This window comes from Bacillus sp. FSL R5-0416 (assembly GCF_037975425.1).
In the GTDB taxonomy this organism is placed as follows: domain Bacteria; phylum Bacillota; class Bacilli; order Bacillales; family Bacillaceae; genus Bacillus; species Bacillus subtilis.
Genome location: NZ_CP150252.1, coordinates 49588 through 67711, shown reverse-complemented (window position 1 = coordinate 67711; position 18124 = coordinate 49588). Strand labels below are relative to the sequence as shown.

The following is an 18124-nucleotide window of genomic DNA, read 5'->3' as shown; positions in this document are numbered from 1 at the left end:
CTCGATACTTTTAGCATTATTACTGCATTGTATGAGGTAGGGAATTTTTTTAGAACAAGCCTATTCGCCGAGTTTTTCTTCTTTTAGAATCGTGTACATGTTTGCAGCTTCTTCTTTTTTCGTCGTGTCTTTCAATTCATTAACTTGAACCGTTACAAGCTTTTGGCCGAAGCGGACCGTTAGTTCATCTCCCGGTTTTACGTCAGAGCTTGCTTTAGCTTGGTTTCCGTTAATAGAGATTCGTCCTTGGTCAGCTACTTCCTTCGCTAGTGTACGCCGTTTGATCAGCCGTGATACTTTCAAAAATTTATCTAATCTCATATCTATGATCTCCTCTCAGTTTCTTTTGCTTCATTCCACAGTTTGTCCATGTCCTCAAGGGACATATCAGCCAACTCGACTCCCTCTTCCTTCGCTGTTTCCTCAATGTACGAGAACCGTCTCCGGAATTTGTCATTAGTCATGGTCAGCGCTTCCTCTGGCTCTATTTTGTAGAAGCGGGCTACATTCACCAGCGCGAACAAAATGTCGCCAAACTCAGCTTTAAGATTGTGTTCGTGAGGAGCTTCAGAAACCTCAGAAGAAAATTCCTTCATTTCCTCACTTACCTTTTCCCAAATATCGCTGACGTCTTCCCAGTCAAAACCGACCTTCGCTGCTTTTTTCTGCAATTTAGCAGCTTTCGAAAGAGCTGGAAGGGTTTTCGGTACGCTGTCTAGTAACGATGATTCAGATGTATTTTTTTCGGCCTTTTTTATATCTTCCCAATTGGCCAAAACATCGTTTTCATCCTGAACCTTAACATCTTTAAACACATGGGGATGTCTTCGGACCATTTTTTCACTGATTCCTTTTATGACATCATCAATTGTGAAATAACCTTCATCTTCACCAATTTGCGCGTGAAGCAAGACCTGAAGCAAAACGTCGCCAAGCTCTTCGATCATATGGTCTGTGTCTTCTTCGTCAATAGCTTCGAGAAGCTCATAACATTCTTCAATCATGTACTGCTTTAATGACTGATGCGTCTGCTTTTTATCCCACGGACATCCATTAGGTCCGCGAAGCTCTCTGATGATGCTTCGGAACGTGGAGAATTCGTGATAAAGCAGCTTCTCTTCTTTAATCGGCGGAATATACACACTTGTTAAGTTGTTCAAGGCGACATTGCGGTCCAGCTCAAATAATGGCACTGTCCTGATCTCCTCGCCACGGCTGCCTGCTGCAGTCACAATGACGACCTCATAATCATCAGGCAGTTTCTCCATCAATGTCAGCTTGACTTCAGAAGCCGTCATTTGGTCGTAAACCTGACATATGATCAGATGATGTCTGAGCTCAAGCTCATCCGCAGACAATGTGCCGGCATCCACAAATTGAAAACCTTCAATCGGGTCAATTTGCAAGGCATTGAATGTGGCATCAAGGAAACTTTGTCCACCCGCGGCTTTCACTTGAACGTTTTCCTTTTCCTGCCGCTCCGTCAGCAGCTGAACTGTTTTTTCTGCGACAAAAGGGTGTCCCGGCACAGCATAAACCACGTCCTCACGCCGCGCCGCTTCAAAGAGGATATCAGCAATTTCTTCATATACCGCCTCGAACTGATCATGTTTCTCATATATATCATCAAAGAAACGGATGTTCTTCGTTTCTTTTTCAAGCTCCTCAATTAAAGGATGATCCTTGGTTCTGACATACAGCGTATCTGCCTTCGTCAACAGCTTGTGTATACCAATTGTCAACTGGTCCATGTCTCCGGCACCAAGTCCCACGACTGTAATTTTACCCGCCATTTTGTTCTCTCCTTCTCATGAATTTGCTTAACTTGCTGCCGAATGGCACACTGTTCAGCTCTTCACCTGTAAATATTCCCAATCTCATCATACAATAAATAAACACCGCGCCACCAATTGCAACAGCAGAAAGACTCTCAATCACAGCAACTCCTCTTCCTGTTGCAGGAAACAAGAAAGTCCATAGACGCGTATACGCAAGCAAAACAGCTGACATCAAAAGAGCAGATCCAATAATCGGAATCAAAACGCCTCTAAGCTTATCGAGCCATTCCTTTTGCCGAAGCTGATACAAGTTAAGGCCGGCGACAGCTGCAAAGGAAGCCGCTGTCGCAAGCGATGCGCCTTCAATCCCATAGCGCGGAACCAAAAGTGTGTTTAACACCCATTTCACTGCAACACCCGCGCCCACCGCTATCGCAGGAAAAACTGTGTATCCCGCTCCCTGTAAGACTGCCGCTGCCGTTACCGCCAAGGATGCAAATAAAATGGAGCAGCTAAATACTTGTAACGCACCTGTCCCTTCTCCATTTTGAAACAGCATGATATTTACCGGCTTTAGAATGCAAATCAACCCAGCCGATGCGCCTGTACCGAGTACAAGGCATAGTTTTAAAGATGACGTGATTTTTTCTTTCATGATCTTCAGCTCTTTGTTTTTTACAGCCATAGAAATATACGGAACGAGTGACGTCGCAATGCTTACGGCAAAAACTGAGCCGAGCTGCAGCAAGGGTTGCCCCCGATCATAGATCCCCTTTAGGCGTTTTGCTTCTTCGCTTGCCTCACCACCCGAAAGCAATGCATATAAATTCAAAGCATCAACAAGCTGGATAAACAAAAGCAGCAAACTGCTTACACAAATTGTAACCGAATATAAAAGCAGTTTTTTCGTCAATTCTTTTGTTGTGATGACATTTTCGTTTTGCCTATCCGTTTGGTTGTCTCTTTTCGTTTTGAACCAAAAAAACCCCAGTATTATCAATGCAACCAAACTTCCGGCAAGAGAGCCTGAAGCGGCTGCCGCTCCCGCAGTATAAAGCGAGGCTCCCTTTTTCACGAGCCAAAATGATAAACCCAAGAGCACCGCAACACGCAGAAACTGCTCTGTCATCTGTGATAAGGCTGAAGGGAGCATTTCGTGCCGGCCCTGAAAACCGCCTCTAAGCAACGCGACAAATGGGAACAGCAGAAACGCGTACGCGGTCACTTGAATTAACACGGCTAGATGCGAATCCCCCATAAAGAGTGCAATAGGAACAGCACCCAGATATAAACAAAGAAATAATAAAATACCGATTAAAGACAAAAATAACGCTGATATTTTTAATATGGTGTGATGATTTTTTTCACTATAATCATTCATCAGCTTTGAAATAATGACTGGAAATCCTGATGTGGACAGCATGACCGCAATACCAAGAAAGGGATATACCTGCTGATATATATAAAATCCAACATCGCCGACAATGTTTTGAAACGGGACTCTGTAAACAGCGCTTAAAATTTTTGTGATGACGCCTGCCAGAATTAAAACAAAAGCCCCCTGCCAAATCCAATGCCGTTTAACGCCTATTGAATCGTCCATCCAAAAGCTCCTTCCCAACGTCAGGGGCAATACGGTTCACGTATTACCGCGGCACAAATAAAAACGAGGTTATTATACCACATCCCAACCCTTGGATTCCTTTTTCCGCACGCATGAAAAAGAACAGCGTCCCAAGGAGAGCTGTTCTTTACATACCTATTTTCGAAGAAAGGAATAAGACCTACTGTTCCATTTGACGAGCCAAAAATCCAGCTGCTGTTTCAACGGCTTTATGCTCTACTTCGCCCATTGTCTGATCTTTTGAAAAAATCACCACAGCACCTATCGGATCACCGTTCGCCACAATTGGGCCGACAGTATAAGAATTCATGTCCTCATCAATTCCATTCACAAGCTGTACTGATTTCGCATCACTCTCAAGCACGGAGCTGCGCTGATCCATTGTTCTTTCCAGCATTTCGCTGATTGACTTGTTTAAGTAATCTTTTTTGGAGCTGCCAGACACGGCAATATATACATCACGATCACAAATCAGCACTGAATGGCCGAGGCTGTCGTAAAGCGCGTCTGCATACTCCTTTGCAAAGTCTCCAAGCTCACTGATCGGAGAGTACTTTTTCAAAATCACTTCTCCGTCACGATCTACAAAAATCTCAAGCGGATCGCCTTCCCTGATTCTCAGAGTTCTTCGAATTTCTTTAGGAATCACGACCCGACCTAAGTCATCAATACGACGTACGATACCGGTTGCTTTCATCTCTGGTGCCTCTCTTTCATTTGATGGTATATACATGTGGGAAAGACCTAAAGCAGTTACTTTATGTACCTTCCGCCTCGCTTGAAATTAGTATCCGTCACATCAAATGTAATATACACCAGAGAGTAACAAAATTTACGTTGATGAAATGGTTTGCTTCTTCACATCTTTTAAGCCCTTCAGCATGCCCATCACGGTGTCGAGCCATTCATCAGCACTACGGCCTTTCGTCTGTATGGAGATTTTGAGTTTTTTCCCTTCCATTCCCAGTCCGATTTGTCTGCCATATTGATTGCCAAGCTCAAACAGCTTCTGTCCGTCAATTTCAGCACTTGCTTCTTCAGAAATTGTCAATCTGACAGCATCTTTATCCTGCTTAATCAGCTCGACACGTTCCTGTCTCGCATAGACCTTCATTTCTGCAACAGTAAACAAGTATTCGACTTCTTTTGGATAGTTTCCAAAGCGGTCGATCATTTCATCTTGAAGCTCATTCTTCTCTTCGATTGTCGCCACAGACCTGAAGCGTTTATACATATCAATTTTCTGTTTGCCGTCTTGAATATAAGTTTCCGGAATATACGCATCAAGCTCGACATCAATTTCTGTTTCAAACTGCTCTGTCTTCGCTGTGTCTCCTTTACGCTCCTCAATGGCCTCCTTCAGCATTTGTGAATAGAGGTCAAATCCGACCGAATCGATGAAGCCATGCTGCTGGGCACCAAGAAGATTCCCGGCTCCGCGAATCGTTAAGTCACGCATTGCGATTTTAAAACCGGAACCTAGCTCTGTGAATTCTTTAATAGCCTGCAGCCTTTTTTCAGCCACTTCTGTCAGCACTTTATCCCGGCGATACGTGAAGTACGCATACGCCACACGGTTAGAACGGCCGACACGCCCCCGCAGCTGGTAAAGCTGAGAAAGTCCCATCTTGTCGGCGTCAAATACGATCAGCGTATTGACGTTCGGGATGTCCACGCCAGTTTCGATAATGGTTGTGCTGACGAGAACGTCTGATTCTCCTTCAAGGAAACTTAGCATAACGGTTTCTAATTCATTTTCTGTCATTTTCCCATGCGCATATGCTACCTTCGCGTCAGGGACTAGCATTGAAATTTCATCCGCTTTCCGCTCAATGTCCTCTACCCGGTTGTACAAGAAATAGACCTGGCCTCCGCGTGCAAGCTCACGTTCAATCGCCTCTCTGACAAGAGCGCCGTTATATTCCACAACATACGTCTGTACAGGGAAGCGATTTTCCGGCGGAGTCTCGATGACTGAAAGGTCCCTTACGCCAAGCATAGACATATGCAGCGTACGCGGAATCGGTGTTGCTGTTAACGTTAATACATCAACATTGGCTTTTATTTGCTTGATCTTTTCTTTATGGGTTACACCGAAACGCTGCTCTTCATCAATGATGAGGAGCCCTAAATCTTTATACACGACATCCTTTGATAGCAGCCGATGCGTCCCGATGACGATATCAACTGTTCCGTTTTTCAGCCCTTTGATTGTTTCGTTTGCTTCTTTTCTCGTTCTGAACCTGCTGAGAAGTCCGATATTAATCGGATAGTCCTGGAAGCGCTCTTTTATGGTTTCATAATGCTGCTGTGCCAAAATTGTTGTCGGAACGAGCAGAGCTACCTGCTTTCCGTCACCGATCGCCTTAAACGCGGCACGTATGGCAACCTCTGTTTTACCGTAGCCCACATCTCCGCACAGCAAGCGGTCCATCGGACGTTCTCTTTCCATGTCTTTTTTGATTTCGTGAATCGAACGGAGCTGATCATCAGTCTCTTGATAAGGGAAAGCCGATTCGAATTCACGCTGCATCTCATGGTCAGGAGAAAACGCATAGCCCTTGCTCGCTTCTCTTTCGGCATACAGCTTAATTAAGTCGTCAGCAATATCCTGAACGGATGTCTCTACTTTTTTCTTGACCCGCTTCCATTCACTTCCGCCTAATTTATACAGCTTTGGCTCTTTTCCTTCGGAGCCGACATATTTTTGGACCTGATCAATTTGTTCTACAGGAACGTAAAGCTTGTCACTGCCCTGATAATGTATATTTAAATAGTCTTTATGAATGCCGTTGATTTCAAGAGTTTCAATCCCCAGGTATTTTCCGATCCCGTGATTAATATGAACGACATAATCTCCAATTTGAAGCTCAGAATAGCTCTTAATACGCTCTGCATTGGTAAGCTTCTGTTTTCGCGGCTTCTTTTTCACACGGTTTTTGAACAGTTCTTCTTCCGTAATAACGGCAAGCTTCATTAACGGCAGCTCAAATCCCGATTGGAGCTCGCCTTCCATGATATAGACCTGTCCCTGAGCAAGCGCTTTTTTGCTGTCTGTCACGGCGGCCTCGATATCATAATCAGCCAAAACAGATGACAATTTCTGTGTACGTTCCTTGTTTGCTCCTAAGAACACAACAGTGAAATTTGATTTTTTAAAACGCTCCATTTCGCCCGCAAGCACGTTCATTTGGCCATGGAAACTCTGCATTTGCCGGCCTGACACATTGACGATGTTTTGCGGGCTCGTATGGTGTACATGCCGCAAAAATAAAGAGTAGTACAGCAGAGGCCGTTTTTGCTCAGCCACTATTTTTTGGAAGCTGAATGACAAACGAATGTCATGCAAAATCTTCCTTTCCTCAAGAAGATTTGTGATAAACTCCGCTTCTTCTTTTTGAAGCTGTTCTTCCATCTCATGAATCCGACTGACTTCATCCAAAATCAGAAGTGTATTATCAGGTGTATAATCTAGTAAACTAGCAGGCTTTTCATAGAAATATGAGAGATACTTCACGAGCTCCTGATCTGTCTGGCCTTCAGACAAGCGTTCTTTATCGTGAGAAATATTCGCATGAAGTATTTCTTTTTGTTTGTCAGCCTTTAATTTTTTCAAGCTCGCGGCAAGACCACTATCGATTTTCTCCATCGCCCGCGCTTTTTCTTCCGGTCTGATAATTAATTCCTTCGCGGGACCGATATTGATCGAGGTAAGGGTCTCAATTGACCGCTGATCATCTGAATTAAAGCTGCGGATTGAATCCACCTCGGTGTCAAAAAGTTCAATTCTCACCGGATTCTCTGAAGTCAACGGATAAATGTCTATGATTCCCCCGCGAATACTGAATTCCCCGGGCGCAGAAACCATATCAGACCGCTCATACCCTACCTCTATCAGCCGTGAGGCAAGCTGGTCAGGTTCGATATCATGGCCTACTTGAATGAGCATCTGGCTGCTTTTCCACACCTCAACAGGCGGCAGCATTCTTCTGATTGCCGCTACCGGAGCAACGACAATTGGCGCTTCTCCATTCGTTAGTCTATTAATGACATCTAATCGCTGCGCCCGCAATTCAGGGCTTGCAACTGCGATTTCTGATGAAATGAGTTCATTGACGGGGTACAAAAGGACAGACCGATCCTCTAGAAGTGAAGTCAGATCATCTGTTACTTTCTGGGCTTGATATAAGTTATGGGTGATGAGAAAGATAGGCTTATTCGTTTCATTAGCCAGAGCAGAAGTAAAAACAGAACGCGCGGAACCCGACAGACCCGCGAGCAGCTGTTCCTTCAGGCCCTCGTGTAAACCGTTGATGATGGATTTAAAGTCATCGCTTTCTTTTATAAAGGTTTGAATGTTGTCCATATGGCCCCTCCTCTCTGTTTCCTGCGAGAACAGAAAAACGCTTTGGTCTAGTGTCTACACCAAAGCTTTTTATTGAATAAATGTGTGATATTCGTGGTAATGCGGATTTCGGTCAAGCGCCTCTTGGCAATCTTCACATATCGTCAAAACATGGACATCTCCATTTTCTTTATAAGAAATCATATCGTTTCTTTCCTCATTTGTTAAGTGCTGAAATCCAAGTGAGTCTGTCGATACCATTGAAGATTCGAGACTGCCTACTTTCACTCCGCAATGACGACAATAATAATGCAAAGCCATACAAGGGACCTCCTGATGAAAAAGTCATTTTGGTGTAGTATGGACTTTGTTGTTACATTTTATACCTTTGCGTTAAATTCGTTCATGACTTCTAAAAACGGTTTACTCAAAGAAGCCTCACAAGCCTTCACAGATTTATCAACCGCTTCTTCGATCTCAGGTGCCTCCTCCTTGGTAAAGGAGCCTAACACATAATCAACGACCTTCATGCCGTTTACAGGCCGGCCGATTCCGATGCGGATACGGTCAAACTCGGATGTTCCAAGATGCTGGATCAGTGATTTGATGCCATTGTGCCCTCCGGCGCTTCCTTTCGTTCTTAAACGGATCTTGCCAGTCGGAAGGTCAAGGTCGTCGTAAATGACTGTCAAATCTTCGTTATCGACATCATAGTAGTCCATTAAAGGCCGCAAACATTCTCCTGATAAATTCATATATGTAAGCGGTTTAACAAGTAGAACCTTTTTGCCGGAAACAAATCCGGTTCCGTATAATCCGTTAAATTTATTTTGATTCAGCTCTATATTCCATTCCTTTGCAAGCTGATCTATCACCATAAATCCGACATTATGCCGTGTATTTTCATAGTTCTTCCCCGGGTTTCCGAGACCGGCAATCACAAGCATGGCGAATCCTCCCTTAGTCACATAACTCCCGTCTTCATAAACGGGCTATAATTCTTCTCATTCTAGCACAAAAGACGTAACCGCGGGAGGGTTACGCCTTAAGCTATTATTGTTCGTTTTCACCTTCAGGCTGAGCATCGGCAGATTCCTCTTCATCGACCTCAGCTGCTTCCTGCTGCTGCGGAGGAAGGATTGAAGCCACAACCTCATCTGATTCATGATTAAAGGAGTAGTCACCGCCAGCAGGCAAATCCGCAATCGTCAGTACTTCATTTACATCGAGGCTTGAAATATCAGCCTCAATCGTTTGTGGAATGGCTTTTGGCTTGGCCTTTACAATAAGTGCATATAACGGCTGCTGCAGTACGCCTCCGTTTTTCACTCCAATGGCTTCTCCGGTCAGATGAATCGGAACTTCCACTTCAATGTCCTCACTCATATTAACTACTTGAAAATCAGCATGAGTGATTTCATTTTTCAGCGGGTCCGTCTGCAGGTCTGTTACCATGACTGAGTGTTTTTCTCCGCTGACCTCAAGCGTAATGACTGCATTTTTGCCTTCGTCCCTCAGCGTTTTGATGAGCTCCACACTGTCTAATGACACAGGTTTGTTACCCGTATCCTTCCCATATATGATACCTGGAACATGTCCTGAAGTACGGATATTCCGAAGAGACGAACGAGTAAAGTCCGTTCTTTCTTTTGCCGTTAAAGTTGCCATATTCAGCACCATCCTATTGTCGTTTTAGTTGTCCTATTACAAACAATACCCATAACGATAAGGATTTAAACCTCGAAAAATGGTTTAGCTGAACAGATAGCTGACTGATTGCTGCTCATGAACGCGAATAATCGCTTCGGCCAGAAGCGGTCCGACTGAAAGCTGCTTAAAGCGTTCAATTTTCTTTTCTTCAGGAAGCTTGATGCTGTTTGTCACAACAAGCTCTTTAATTGTTGAATTATTAATCCGTTCTACCGCAGGGCCTGATAGTACAGGGTGTGTACAGCATGCATATACTTCTTTCGCTCCGTTTTCAACGAGCGCATTAGCAGCAAGTGTAATCGTACCTGCAGTATCAATAATGTCATCGATGAGGATAGCAGTCTTCCCTTCGATGTTACCTACAATATTCATGACTTCCGCCACGTTTGGACGCGGACGGCGTTTATCGATAATCGCAATTGGCGCTTTTAGTCGGTCAGCCAGTTTGCGGGCACGTGTCACACCGCCATGGTCTGGTGAAACAATGACGATATCTTCAAGATTTTTGCCTTCAAAATATTCTCCTAAAATCGGAACACCCATTAAGTGGTCAATCGGTATATCAAAGAATCCTTGAATTTGCGGCGCATGCAGGTCAAGTGCAATCACACGAGTCGCACCGGCTGTTTCAAGCAGGTTAGCGAAAAGTTTAGCTGTGATTGGCTCACGGGATCTTGCTTTTCTGTCTTGACGCGCATAACCGTAATAAGGAATAACAATGTTAATCGTTTTTGCAGAAGCGCGTTTTAACGCATCTACCATAATCAGCAGTTCCATAATATGCTCGTTAACGGGGTCACTTGTAGACTGGATGATGTAACAATCACATCCGCGAATACTTTCTTCGATATTAATTTGGACTTCCCCGTCACTAAATCTTGTGACAGAACATTTCCCTAATTGAACTCCAACTATATCTGCGATTTCTTTTGCAAGCTCTGGATTCGAATTCAAAGAAAAAATCTTTAAATTCTTATCTCCGTATTGATTAGACATGGATAAACCTCCGAATTTAGGATTATTTTTTATGAATATTTTTCACATAATCGTCTTTATTTACTTGTCTCGCTCTGGCAATAGCAAGTGCTTTTCCAGGTACATCTTCCGTAACAGTTGAACCTGCCGCCACATAAGCGCCTTCTCCGACTGTGACAGGGGCAACCAAGTTGGAATTGCAGCCGATAAACGCGCCATCTTCAATTTTTGTCAAATACTTATTCTTTCCATCATAATTGACAGTAATTGAACCGCAGCCCAGGTTTACATCAGTGCCTACCTCAGCATCGCCGACATAGCTTAGATGAGATGCCTTGCTTCGGTCTCCGAATTGAGTCTTTTTAATTTCTACAAAATTCCCGATCTTCACTTCATTCCCGATGACAGAATCAGGTCTGATGTGAGCAAAAGGTCCTATGTTTACATCATTCCCCACTTTACTGTGATTGACTACCGATTGTTTAATAACCGTACGGCTGCCAATGGCACTATTCATAATCTCCGTATGAGGGCCAATAATCGTATCTTCTCCGATTTGCACCTCACCTTTAATCACAGTTCCAGGGTAAATCACAGTATCGCTTCCGATAACAGCGTCAGGAGAAATATACGTATTCATCGGGTCGATCAACGTCACGCCATTTTGCATATGCCGTTTATTAATGCGCTCTTTCATAAATTGTTCTGCCTGAGAAAGAGCAACTCTATCATTAACTCCGAGCGTTTCTTGGAAATTACCAGTCTGGTAAGCGGCAACAGTTTCGCCTTCATTTTTAAGAATCTCTATGACATCCGGCAAATAATACTCGCCTTGGGCATTATCATTAGACACCTGATCAATAGCCCGAAATAGCGCTTCATTGTCAAAACAATACGTACCGGTGTTGATCTCAGTAACAAGACGTTCTTCTTCAGAGGCGTCCTTATGCTCAACGATTTTTTGAACCGCTCCGTTTTCGCTGCGAATAATGCGGCCGTATCCGGTTGGATCTTCTGCAACCGCAGTTAAAATCGTAGCTTTCGCTTCTCTTTGTGTATGTTCTTTCAGCATCTGTTCCATCGTCTCTGCTGTCAAAAGCGGCGTATCTCCGCAAATGACAATTGTGACGCCTTTTTCGTCAGCAAGAAATGGCTGTGCCTGTTTTACAGCATGAGCAGTGCCAAGCTGTTCTGCTTGAAGCGCGTACTCGCTTTTATCACCAAGCTGCTTTTTCACTTCTTCCGCACCATGTCCGACAATCGTGACAAGCTTTGATAAAGATAATTTTAAGGCTTCGTCCACGACGTGCTCTACCATAGGCTTACCGCAAACTGGATGAAGGACTTTATAAAGCTTCGATTTCATTCTCGTTCCTTGTCCAGCCGCTAAAACAACTGCAAACCGCTTATCCATTTATTGGCCTCCAATATCCCTTTTATCCATAGAAAAATATATCCTAAATATCTTCTGATTTCAAGGAGACTTCATGAAGTGCAAGAATTTTCTATTGAGTGCAACTAAGTTTGAAAAATCAGAATTAAAAAAGGACCGCCGGCAAAAGGCTTATGTCAGCCCTTTCAGCAGTCCTTGCTTTTTGGTTATTTTTTAAGAAGCTCCAGCTTCTTCGAATTCTAATGCTTCAGTGTCACCCAGACGATGATACTCATTTAACACGGCATCTTGAATCTTTCCTCGCGTGCTTGAATTAATAGGATGAGCAATATCGCGGAACTCTCCATCAGGGGTGCGTTTACTCGGCATCGCAACGAAAAGACCATTGTTTCCATCAATCACACGAATATCATGTACAACAAATTCGTGATCCAGCGTGATGGATGCAATCGCTCTCATGCGACCATCGGTATTCACGCGGCGTAATCTTACGTCAGTAACTTCCACAGTAGTTCACCACCTTTTCCCTATATAAAAGCATTAGTGTATCAATTCCACGATTTTTTCTGAAATCCTGCTCGTTTTTAAAATATTTTTTGAAAAAATAGGATATAGTTACACAATTAGGTCATAAAGCTTTCATTTCGGGCATAAGGTAAATAAAAAAGTGATCCCGGGCTCTCCCAGAATCACTTTTCTTATTATTTCACCAGTGCAATAACTTCAATCTCGACTAACGCATCCTTCGGGAGTCTCGCGACTTCAACACAAGATCTCGCCGGTTTGTGAGTGTCAAAGTATTGTCCGTACACTTCGTTTACTTCCGCAAACTGTTCCATATCCGCGATAAATACAGTTGCTTTTACAACTGTTTCAAAAGAAGCACCCGCTTCTTCCAGAACCGCCTTTAAATTGCTGAATACTTGATGAGTCTGCTCCTTAATATCGCCGTTCACCATTTCGCCTGAGGGAGTCAAAGGGATTTGACCTGAGCTGTAAAACATATTGTTGACGATAATCCCTTGTGAATAAGGCCCGATTGCCGCTGGGGCATGTTTTGTGTGGACTGCTTTTGTCATGATTCTGTCTCTCCATTCTTTAAAAGATTGTCTTTAAAAAAACGCAGAAAATTGCCATTCTGAATTTCAATGGACTTCTCTTTCATGTTGATGGTTGAAAGAGTAAGAAGTGACATATATTCGTCAACAAGACGTTCATCTACTCCTTCGGCTTCAACTAAGACGCCGATTCCTGCCACATTTGCGTTAAACTCATCCAACAGGTTAATCATACCATTAATGGTGCCACCTGCTTTCATAAAGTCATCAATAATGAGTACGTTTGAACCCGTTTTCATGCTTCTTTTCGCAAGTGACATTGTTTGAATGCGGTTTGAGGAGCCTGAAACGTAATTAATGCTGACTGTGGAGCCCTCTGTTACCTTATTGTCTTTACGAACGATCACAACAGGCACATTCAAATAGCTTGCAGCTGCATACGCAAGAGGGATGCCTTTCGTGGCAACGGTCATGACAACATCAATTTCGCGTTCTGCAAACACGGAAGCAAACAGCTTCCCTACCTTGGAGAGTACAGATGGCTTTCCTAAGATATCCGTTAAATATACATAACCGCCCGGAAGGATACGCTCAGGATTTGCCAGCGACTGTCCAAGTGTCTGCACAAACTCTTCAGCTTCAGCCTGCTTCATTTTCGGAATATATTTAACGCCTCCGGCAGCTCCGGGAACAGTAAGCAAAGTACCAATCCCCTGCTGTTCAAAGGTTTGTTTAATAATTGTTAAATCTTCACTGATCGATGATTTTGCAGATTCATACCGCTCAGAGAAAAAGGTTAGCGGTATTAACTCGTGCGGATGGGTTAACAAATAATTTGTTAAGTCCACCAATCTGCCGCTGCGACGAAACTTCATGAACTTACCCCCAAAATCCGAATATTTTAAGATCAATATAACTTAACATACGGATTTAATCAAGAGCGTTCTGTTCGCCGATCATTCTCACCGCATAAACTTGATCGCAGAAGCCTCTTAACCCGTTATAAATTCTCTGCACCTTCGACTCATACTGAACCAGTCCAAATACTGTCGGGCCGCTCCCGCTCATTAACACGGCATCTGCACCAAAGCGTTTCATCTGGTTTTTAATCATCGCAACTTCAGGATGCATGTCGAGTGTAACAGATTCAAGCACATTGCCTAAACGGCTGCACATCTTCTGAAAACTCTTCTCTTCTATCGCCTCGATCATGCCTTGTACATCGGGATGCTCTATACCATCCAGTTTCAGCGCTCTGTACACTTCAGCAGTTGAAACACCGATTGTCGGCTTCGCTAAAATGACCCAGCAGTGCGGAGGCGTGCTTATATGTTTAATTTTCTCGCCGCGCCCTGTTGCTAATGCAGTTCCGCCATAGACACAAAATGAAACGTCAGAGCCAATTTCCGCTCCAAGCTCAGCAAGCGTTTCCGCGGACAGATTTAAATTCCACAGTCTGTTCAGCCCTCTGAGTGTCGCCGCCGCATCACTGCTTCCGCCGGCAAGACCGGCAGCCACCGGAATTACCTTCGTAATCATGATGGAAACTCCCTTTTTCACGTTGTATCTGTCCTTGATCAGCTTGGCAGCCTGATAAGCTAAGTTTCTTTGGTCATCAGGCACAAATCGGTTGTGGGAGGAAACCCTCACTTCATCCTCTGCAAGCTCCGTCAATTCAATTCGATCAGCTAAATCAATTGTCGTCATGATCATTTCGACTTCATGATAGCCATCCGGGCGTTTTCGGGTGACGTCAAGTGACAGATTGATCTTAGCTGGCGCTTTTTCTAAAATACGCATAGCTTTCACCTACTTCTCCATCTAAACATAAGTATGAACATTGTATCACATTTGAAGTACAGGATGAACATATCCATATTCAGCCCATTATGTATTTATATCCAAAATAAAAAAACCAGGGAACAGCACGTCCCCCGGGTCACATCCTTATCGGTTATTCTGATTCTGAGCCATTTGCTGTTCGGCGATTTCTATAGCGCGCTTTACCATGTTACCGGCATCGCGAGCCCGAATTTCGCCCCAGCCGCCATTTTTTACTGTGTCATAAAAACCAAGGTCTTTAGCAAGCTCATATTTAAACTCATCTGACATAACTCCACGACGTCTGCCCAAACGAAACAACCCCTTTTTTAGAAGTGATAGCCATTCGTGCACGTCACGATAATATGTGACTGTTTTATCTTTTGTTAAATCAGATGGAACTTTCGTTAAAATTACTGGAAACCAAAAAAGGGCAAAACAAAAAGCAGTAAACAAAAGGTTCACTGCCCGTTAAAATGCCACTGAGCTTGCGGCGTCATCATTAAATGTCAGCTCAACAGTCTCAGTCAAAATATCAGCATAACTGTATGAAACTCTTTCAAACGAGTTCTCGTCTTGATCTAGTTGTATCACAAAAACAGAAGGGTACGTCTCAGCTAAAATGCCCGAACGCTCAATCGTTTTTCGGCGGCCACCGTTTGCTTTTAACGTCAGCCTTTTACCTAAATTCCCATCAAGCGATCTTTTAATATCGGACAACGTCTTCGCCATTGCATCCACCTCACTACATTTATTGTACAACACGAGCCCATTTTTGTCAAATAAAATTTAAATTATATCAACGTTAATAAGACGTTGTCAATAAAATTATTTTGACAAAATTCTATGATTCCTCAATTATGTTCCGCAAGTTTCGGTAAATTATGTATCATTATGTAAAATAAAAAACCCGCATAGCTCTCCTATGCAGGTTTTCAACTGTTAATTGGACTTATAAGGCATACCAATTCTCAGAACTCCTCTTGTTTCAATACCTCCAAGCCCTTTCTCTCTTGTCAGCGTATTACGGAGCACTTCCCATACATTAATCCGTTCCATAAACGGCGTAAAGCTGATCTTCGCGACGATATATACCGGATCAAGCGCATGAATATTGACTCTTGACGGTGAACTTGCAAAATTCGCACCCGCTCTGATGAGTGATTCAAAATGGGATTGGCAGGCCCCCGCAAAAATAACAAGCTGATCTAAGTGAGGGATTTTTTTTCGGGCTGTTTGAACAGTTTCAACAAAGTGCTTAGAATGTCTGTACGCATTCAAATCATCAATGCCGCCCTTTTGCTTCGAATACGCATCATGCCCTGTGATCACCAGGATATCAGGTCGATATTTGTCGAGCAATTCTTCAATAGAAGCAGACATTTTCTTTTCATGGCAATGGATGCCATAGACCGGCACTCCAATTTTTTTATAGACATTCAGGCATTTTTTCAGATATGCTTCGTCACCATCCAGATGAAGCACTTTGCCCGGCATATGGAAATAATGCTCCTGATGCTGATATTGGCTTGTCGCATAGTACTCCTGCTTTTCTCTGAGCAGCTTATAATCTTGGCGGAGTAATTCGAGCGACTCATTCATTCTGCTCTCATCTTTCTTTTTCCGCATCATCTGCTCATCCTTTTTCACTGCCACCAGATCAGAAAAATCCGAATCAGCAATCAGCCTGACTTCATCTCCATGCAAAATGGCAATTGAATTTCCTTTGCTTGTTTGCTCTATTCCTATAATTCGAAACAAAACATCCATCTGATAGGATTTTCTGGCTACCATATCCCCTATTTGAAATTGCACGTTCCTCACTCCACACATAGACTAAGCCTCATCATGAAAGAAAGAGCCTTGAGAAAGCGCCTTTTTTCGCTGAGTCCAAGTTTTTTCTTATCATTGAATGAAAGGTCCTTCTCTAGCCTATGTAGCGGCAGTCCATGTGGTGCGCAAAACAAAAAGCCCTTTTAGAAAAGGGCTTTATACAATCCGTTAGACAGCGCTGCGAACTCCTCAATAGACAGGGATTCACCTCGGCGCTTACCGTCAATATTTGTTTCTTCGAGCACTTGCTCAATCGTTGATTTTTGCGCTTTTCCTTCAGGCAGATTGTTAACTAAGTTATTGAGCAGCGTTTTACGGCGCTGTGCAAAGCTTGCCTTGATGAGCTGAAAGAAAAAGGATTCGTTTTCCACGTCCACTGCCGGGCCGTCTCGGAGAATCAGACGGATGACTGCGGAATCGACATTAGGCTGAGGAACAAATACGGTTTTCGGAACGATCATCACCGTTTTGGCTTCTGTATAAAACTGCACCGCGATTGAAAGCGAGCCGTATTCCTTAGATGAAGGATCAGCCGCCATGCGCTCAGCCACTTCTTTTTGCAGCATGACCACAATCCCTTTCAGCGGAAGATGTTCTTCAAGCAGTTTCATGATAATCGGTGTTGTTACGTAATAAGGAAGGTTGGCAACTACCATGATCTCATCACAATCTTGAAATTGTTCTTCAATGACCGATTTGACATCAGCCTTTAACACGTCATGATGAATGACAGTAACATTGTCGTAAGGTGACAGCGTATCCTTCAGAATCGGCAATAATCGCTGGTCAATCTCAAATGCCACGACCTTTTTCGCCCGCTTGGCAAGCTGTTCGGTTAAAGCCCCGATTCCCGGGCCGATTTCAATGACACCTGTTTTCTCCGTCACTTCCGCGTGATCGACAATTCTGTTTAAAATGTTCGTATCAATTAAGAAATTCTGTCCTAGGCTCTTTTTAAAAGAAAAACCGTATTTCTTCAGTATCTCTTTTGTTCTAATCGGTGTCGCAATATCTTTATTCATTCTGTTCCTCCCGCATAACGGTATCGAGCGCACTCATAAAATCACTTTTTTTAATTTGAAACATTTGCAGCCGCTTTTGAAGCTGTTTGCCATTTGTATAGCCGATTTTCAACAGATCACCCAGTCGTTCCCGGCGGCGTTTGGCCGCAGATCCGCCTATTAGTCCGGCATGAATCAAATCCTCAGCTGAAATGTCACTCGGCTGCGCTTCCATCTCCTCATGCACATTTTCTAAACATGCCCTAATACTTTCAACCGATGCATGCTCCACACCAATTCCCCGCTTGTTTTTAGGTTTGGCAAGATGTTTTGGCAAAAATGCATGCTTACAGCCGGGTACAGCCTCTGAGATGGTTTTGCGAATCTTCTCTCCCGGAAAGTCCGGATCCGTTAAAACAATGACGCCTCTGGTCTTCTGGGCCAAACGGATTTGGTCAATCACATGATCATCGATGGCTGAACCATTTGTTTCAATTGTGTCTGCATCAACAGCCAATTTGATGCGGGCCGTATCATCACGCCCCTCGACCACAATGATCTCTTTAATTTTCATTATTTCCTCCAA

At 43.6% G+C, this 18124-nt stretch carries 19 protein-coding genes; all 19 read right to left on the bottom strand.

The genetic code is table 11. The features are described 5' to 3' along the window. Window positions 1-60: 60 nt before the first annotated feature. Window positions 61-321 (bottom strand): S4 domain-containing protein, encoded by a 261-nt coding sequence (locus tag NYE20_RS00355; protein ID WP_003226716.1) that lies wholly within the window; start codon window positions 319-321, stop codon window positions 61-63. Between the two features lie 2 nt (window positions 322-323). Further along, entirely contained in the window at window positions 324-1793 is a 1470-nt protein-coding gene (gene mazG, locus NYE20_RS00350; RefSeq protein WP_161621068.1) for a nucleoside triphosphate pyrophosphohydrolase, read from the bottom strand. Beyond that, complete coding sequence (locus NYE20_RS00345; RefSeq protein ID WP_161621069.1) at window positions 1783-3381, bottom strand: polysaccharide biosynthesis protein; 1599 nt, start codon at window positions 3379-3381, stop codon at window positions 1783-1785. Before NYE20_RS00345 ends, mazG begins: the two co-directional genes overlap by 11 nt. A 181-nt stretch (window positions 3382-3562) precedes the next feature. After that, window positions 3563-4099 carry a stage V sporulation protein T gene (gene spoVT / locus NYE20_RS00340; RefSeq protein WP_003218365.1) on the bottom strand — a complete coding sequence of 179 codons (537 nt, stop codon included), beginning with the start codon at window positions 4097-4099 and terminating at the stop codon, window positions 3563-3565. Window positions 4100-4234: 135 nt separating this feature from the next. Then, complete coding sequence (gene mfd / locus NYE20_RS00335) at window positions 4235-7768, bottom strand: transcription-repair coupling factor (protein WP_339184174.1); 3534 nt, start codon at window positions 7766-7768, stop codon at window positions 4235-4237. Window positions 7769-7837: 69 nt separating this feature from the next. Further along, window positions 7838-8068, bottom strand: coding sequence for an anti-sigma-F factor Fin (gene fin / locus NYE20_RS00330; RefSeq protein WP_003243417.1), 231 nt, complete (start codon window positions 8066-8068; stop codon window positions 7838-7840). Between the two features lie 59 nt (window positions 8069-8127). Further along, a complete protein-coding gene (gene pth / locus NYE20_RS00325) occupies window positions 8128-8694 on the bottom strand; it encodes an aminoacyl-tRNA hydrolase (RefSeq protein ID WP_003226727.1) in 567 nt (188 codons plus the stop codon). Between the two features lie 106 nt (window positions 8695-8800). After that, window positions 8801-9415 (bottom strand): 50S ribosomal protein L25/general stress protein Ctc, encoded by a 615-nt coding sequence (locus tag NYE20_RS00320; protein WP_161621070.1) that lies wholly within the window; start codon window positions 9413-9415, stop codon window positions 8801-8803. An 84-nt stretch (window positions 9416-9499) separates the two neighbouring features. Further along, window positions 9500-10453 carry a ribose-phosphate diphosphokinase gene (locus NYE20_RS00315; RefSeq protein WP_003218353.1) on the bottom strand — a complete coding sequence of 318 codons (954 nt, stop codon included), beginning with the start codon at window positions 10451-10453 and terminating at the stop codon, window positions 9500-9502. A 22-nt stretch (window positions 10454-10475) separates the two neighbouring features. Next, entirely contained in the window at window positions 10476-11846 is a 1371-nt protein-coding gene (glmU, locus tag NYE20_RS00310; RefSeq protein WP_015382564.1) for a bifunctional UDP-N-acetylglucosamine diphosphorylase/glucosamine-1-phosphate N-acetyltransferase GlmU, read from the bottom strand. 192 nt (window positions 11847-12038) lie between these two features. Next, the gene (gene spoVG / locus NYE20_RS00305) at window positions 12039-12332 is read right to left on the bottom strand and encodes a septation regulator SpoVG (RefSeq protein ID WP_003218346.1); all 294 of its coding nucleotides are present in this window, start codon (window positions 12330-12332) and stop codon (window positions 12039-12041) included. A 194-nt stretch (window positions 12333-12526) separates the two neighbouring features. Beyond that, on the bottom strand, window positions 12527-12904 hold the full coding sequence (ridA, locus tag NYE20_RS00300; protein WP_003226738.1) for a 2-iminobutanoate/2-iminopropanoate deaminase: 378 nt from the start codon (window positions 12902-12904) through the stop codon (window positions 12527-12529). Further along, window positions 12901-13758, bottom strand: a complete 858-nt coding sequence (gene purR / locus NYE20_RS00295) for a pur operon repressor (RefSeq protein ID WP_003218342.1) — start codon at window positions 13756-13758, stop codon at window positions 12901-12903. The genes ridA and purR overlap by 4 nt, the downstream gene beginning before the upstream one ends. Window positions 13759-13813: 55 nt before the next feature. Further along, window positions 13814-14683 (bottom strand): 4-(cytidine 5'-diphospho)-2-C-methyl-D-erythritol kinase, encoded by an 870-nt coding sequence (ispE, locus tag NYE20_RS00290; protein ID WP_003226742.1) that lies wholly within the window; start codon window positions 14681-14683, stop codon window positions 13814-13816. A 147-nt stretch (window positions 14684-14830) separates the two neighbouring features. After that, window positions 14831-15016 (bottom strand): small, acid-soluble spore protein, alpha/beta type, encoded by a 186-nt coding sequence (locus NYE20_RS00285; protein ID WP_003218333.1) that lies wholly within the window; start codon window positions 15014-15016, stop codon window positions 14831-14833. 159 nt (window positions 15017-15175) lie between these two features. Beyond that, window positions 15176-15436 carry a Veg family protein gene (locus tag NYE20_RS00280; protein WP_003218330.1) on the bottom strand — a complete coding sequence of 87 codons (261 nt, stop codon included), beginning with the start codon at window positions 15434-15436 and terminating at the stop codon, window positions 15176-15178. A 210-nt stretch (window positions 15437-15646) separates the two neighbouring features. Beyond that, complete coding sequence (gene prtG, locus NYE20_RS00275) at window positions 15647-16519, bottom strand: sporulation-specific protease PrtG (RefSeq protein WP_014475574.1); 873 nt, start codon at window positions 16517-16519, stop codon at window positions 15647-15649. 161 nt (window positions 16520-16680) lie between these two features. Then, on the bottom strand, window positions 16681-17559 hold the full coding sequence (rsmA, locus tag NYE20_RS00270; protein WP_015253009.1) for a 16S rRNA (adenine(1518)-N(6)/adenine(1519)-N(6))-dimethyltransferase RsmA: 879 nt from the start codon (window positions 17557-17559) through the stop codon (window positions 16681-16683). Continuing rightward, window positions 17552-18112 carry a ribonuclease M5 gene (gene rnmV, locus NYE20_RS00265; protein ID WP_151870504.1) on the bottom strand — a complete coding sequence of 187 codons (561 nt, stop codon included), beginning with the start codon at window positions 18110-18112 and terminating at the stop codon, window positions 17552-17554. The genes rsmA and rnmV overlap by 8 nt, the downstream gene beginning before the upstream one ends. Window positions 18113-18124 lie beyond the last annotated feature (12 nt).

Bases quoted from the DNA above. Each gene is read 5' to 3' on its own strand.
- NYE20_RS00355 (WP_003226716.1), bottom strand. From the start codon at position 321: ATGAGATTAGATAAATTTTTGAAAGTATCACGGCTGATCAAACGGCGT.
- mazG (WP_161621068.1), bottom strand. From the start codon at position 1,793: ATGGCGGGTAAAATTACAGTCGTGGGACTTGGTGCCGGAGACATGGAC.
- NYE20_RS00345 (WP_161621069.1), bottom strand. From the start codon at position 3,381: ATGGACGATTCAATAGGCGTTAAACGGCATTGGATTTGGCAGGGGGCT.
- spoVT (WP_003218365.1), bottom strand. From the start codon at position 4,099: ATGAAAGCAACCGGTATCGTACGTCGTATTGATGACTTAGGTCGGGTC.
- mfd (WP_339184174.1), bottom strand. From the start codon at position 7,768: ATGGACAACATTCAAACCTTTATAAAAGAAAGCGATGACTTTAAATCC.
- fin (WP_003243417.1), bottom strand. From the start codon at position 8,068: ATGGCTTTGCATTATTATTGTCGTCATTGCGGAGTGAAAGTAGGCAGT.
- pth (WP_003226727.1), bottom strand. From the start codon at position 8,694: ATGCTTGTGATTGCCGGTCTCGGAAACCCGGGGAAGAACTATGAAAAT.
- NYE20_RS00320 (WP_161621070.1), bottom strand. From the start codon at position 9,415: ATGGCAACTTTAACGGCAAAAGAAAGAACGGACTTTACTCGTTCGTCT.
- NYE20_RS00315 (WP_003218353.1), bottom strand. From the start codon at position 10,453: ATGTCTAATCAATACGGAGATAAGAATTTAAAGATTTTTTCTTTGAAT.
- glmU (WP_015382564.1), bottom strand. From the start codon at position 11,846: ATGGATAAGCGGTTTGCAGTTGTTTTAGCGGCTGGACAAGGAACGAGA.
- ridA (WP_003226738.1), bottom strand. From the start codon at position 12,904: ATGACAAAAGCAGTCCACACAAAACATGCCCCAGCGGCAATCGGGCCT.
- purR (WP_003218342.1), bottom strand. From the start codon at position 13,758: ATGAAGTTTCGTCGCAGCGGCAGATTGGTGGACTTAACAAATTATTTG.
- ispE (WP_003226742.1), bottom strand. From the start codon at position 14,683: ATGCGTATTTTAGAAAAAGCGCCAGCTAAGATCAATCTGTCACTTGAC.
- NYE20_RS00280 (WP_003218330.1), bottom strand. From the start codon at position 15,436: ATGGCGAAGACGTTGTCCGATATTAAAAGATCGCTTGATGGGAATTTA.
- rsmA (WP_015253009.1), bottom strand. From the start codon at position 17,559: ATGAATAAAGATATTGCGACACCGATTAGAACAAAAGAGATACTGAAG.
- rnmV (WP_151870504.1), bottom strand. From the start codon at position 18,112: ATGAAAATTAAAGAGATCATTGTGGTCGAGGGGCGTGATGATACGGCC.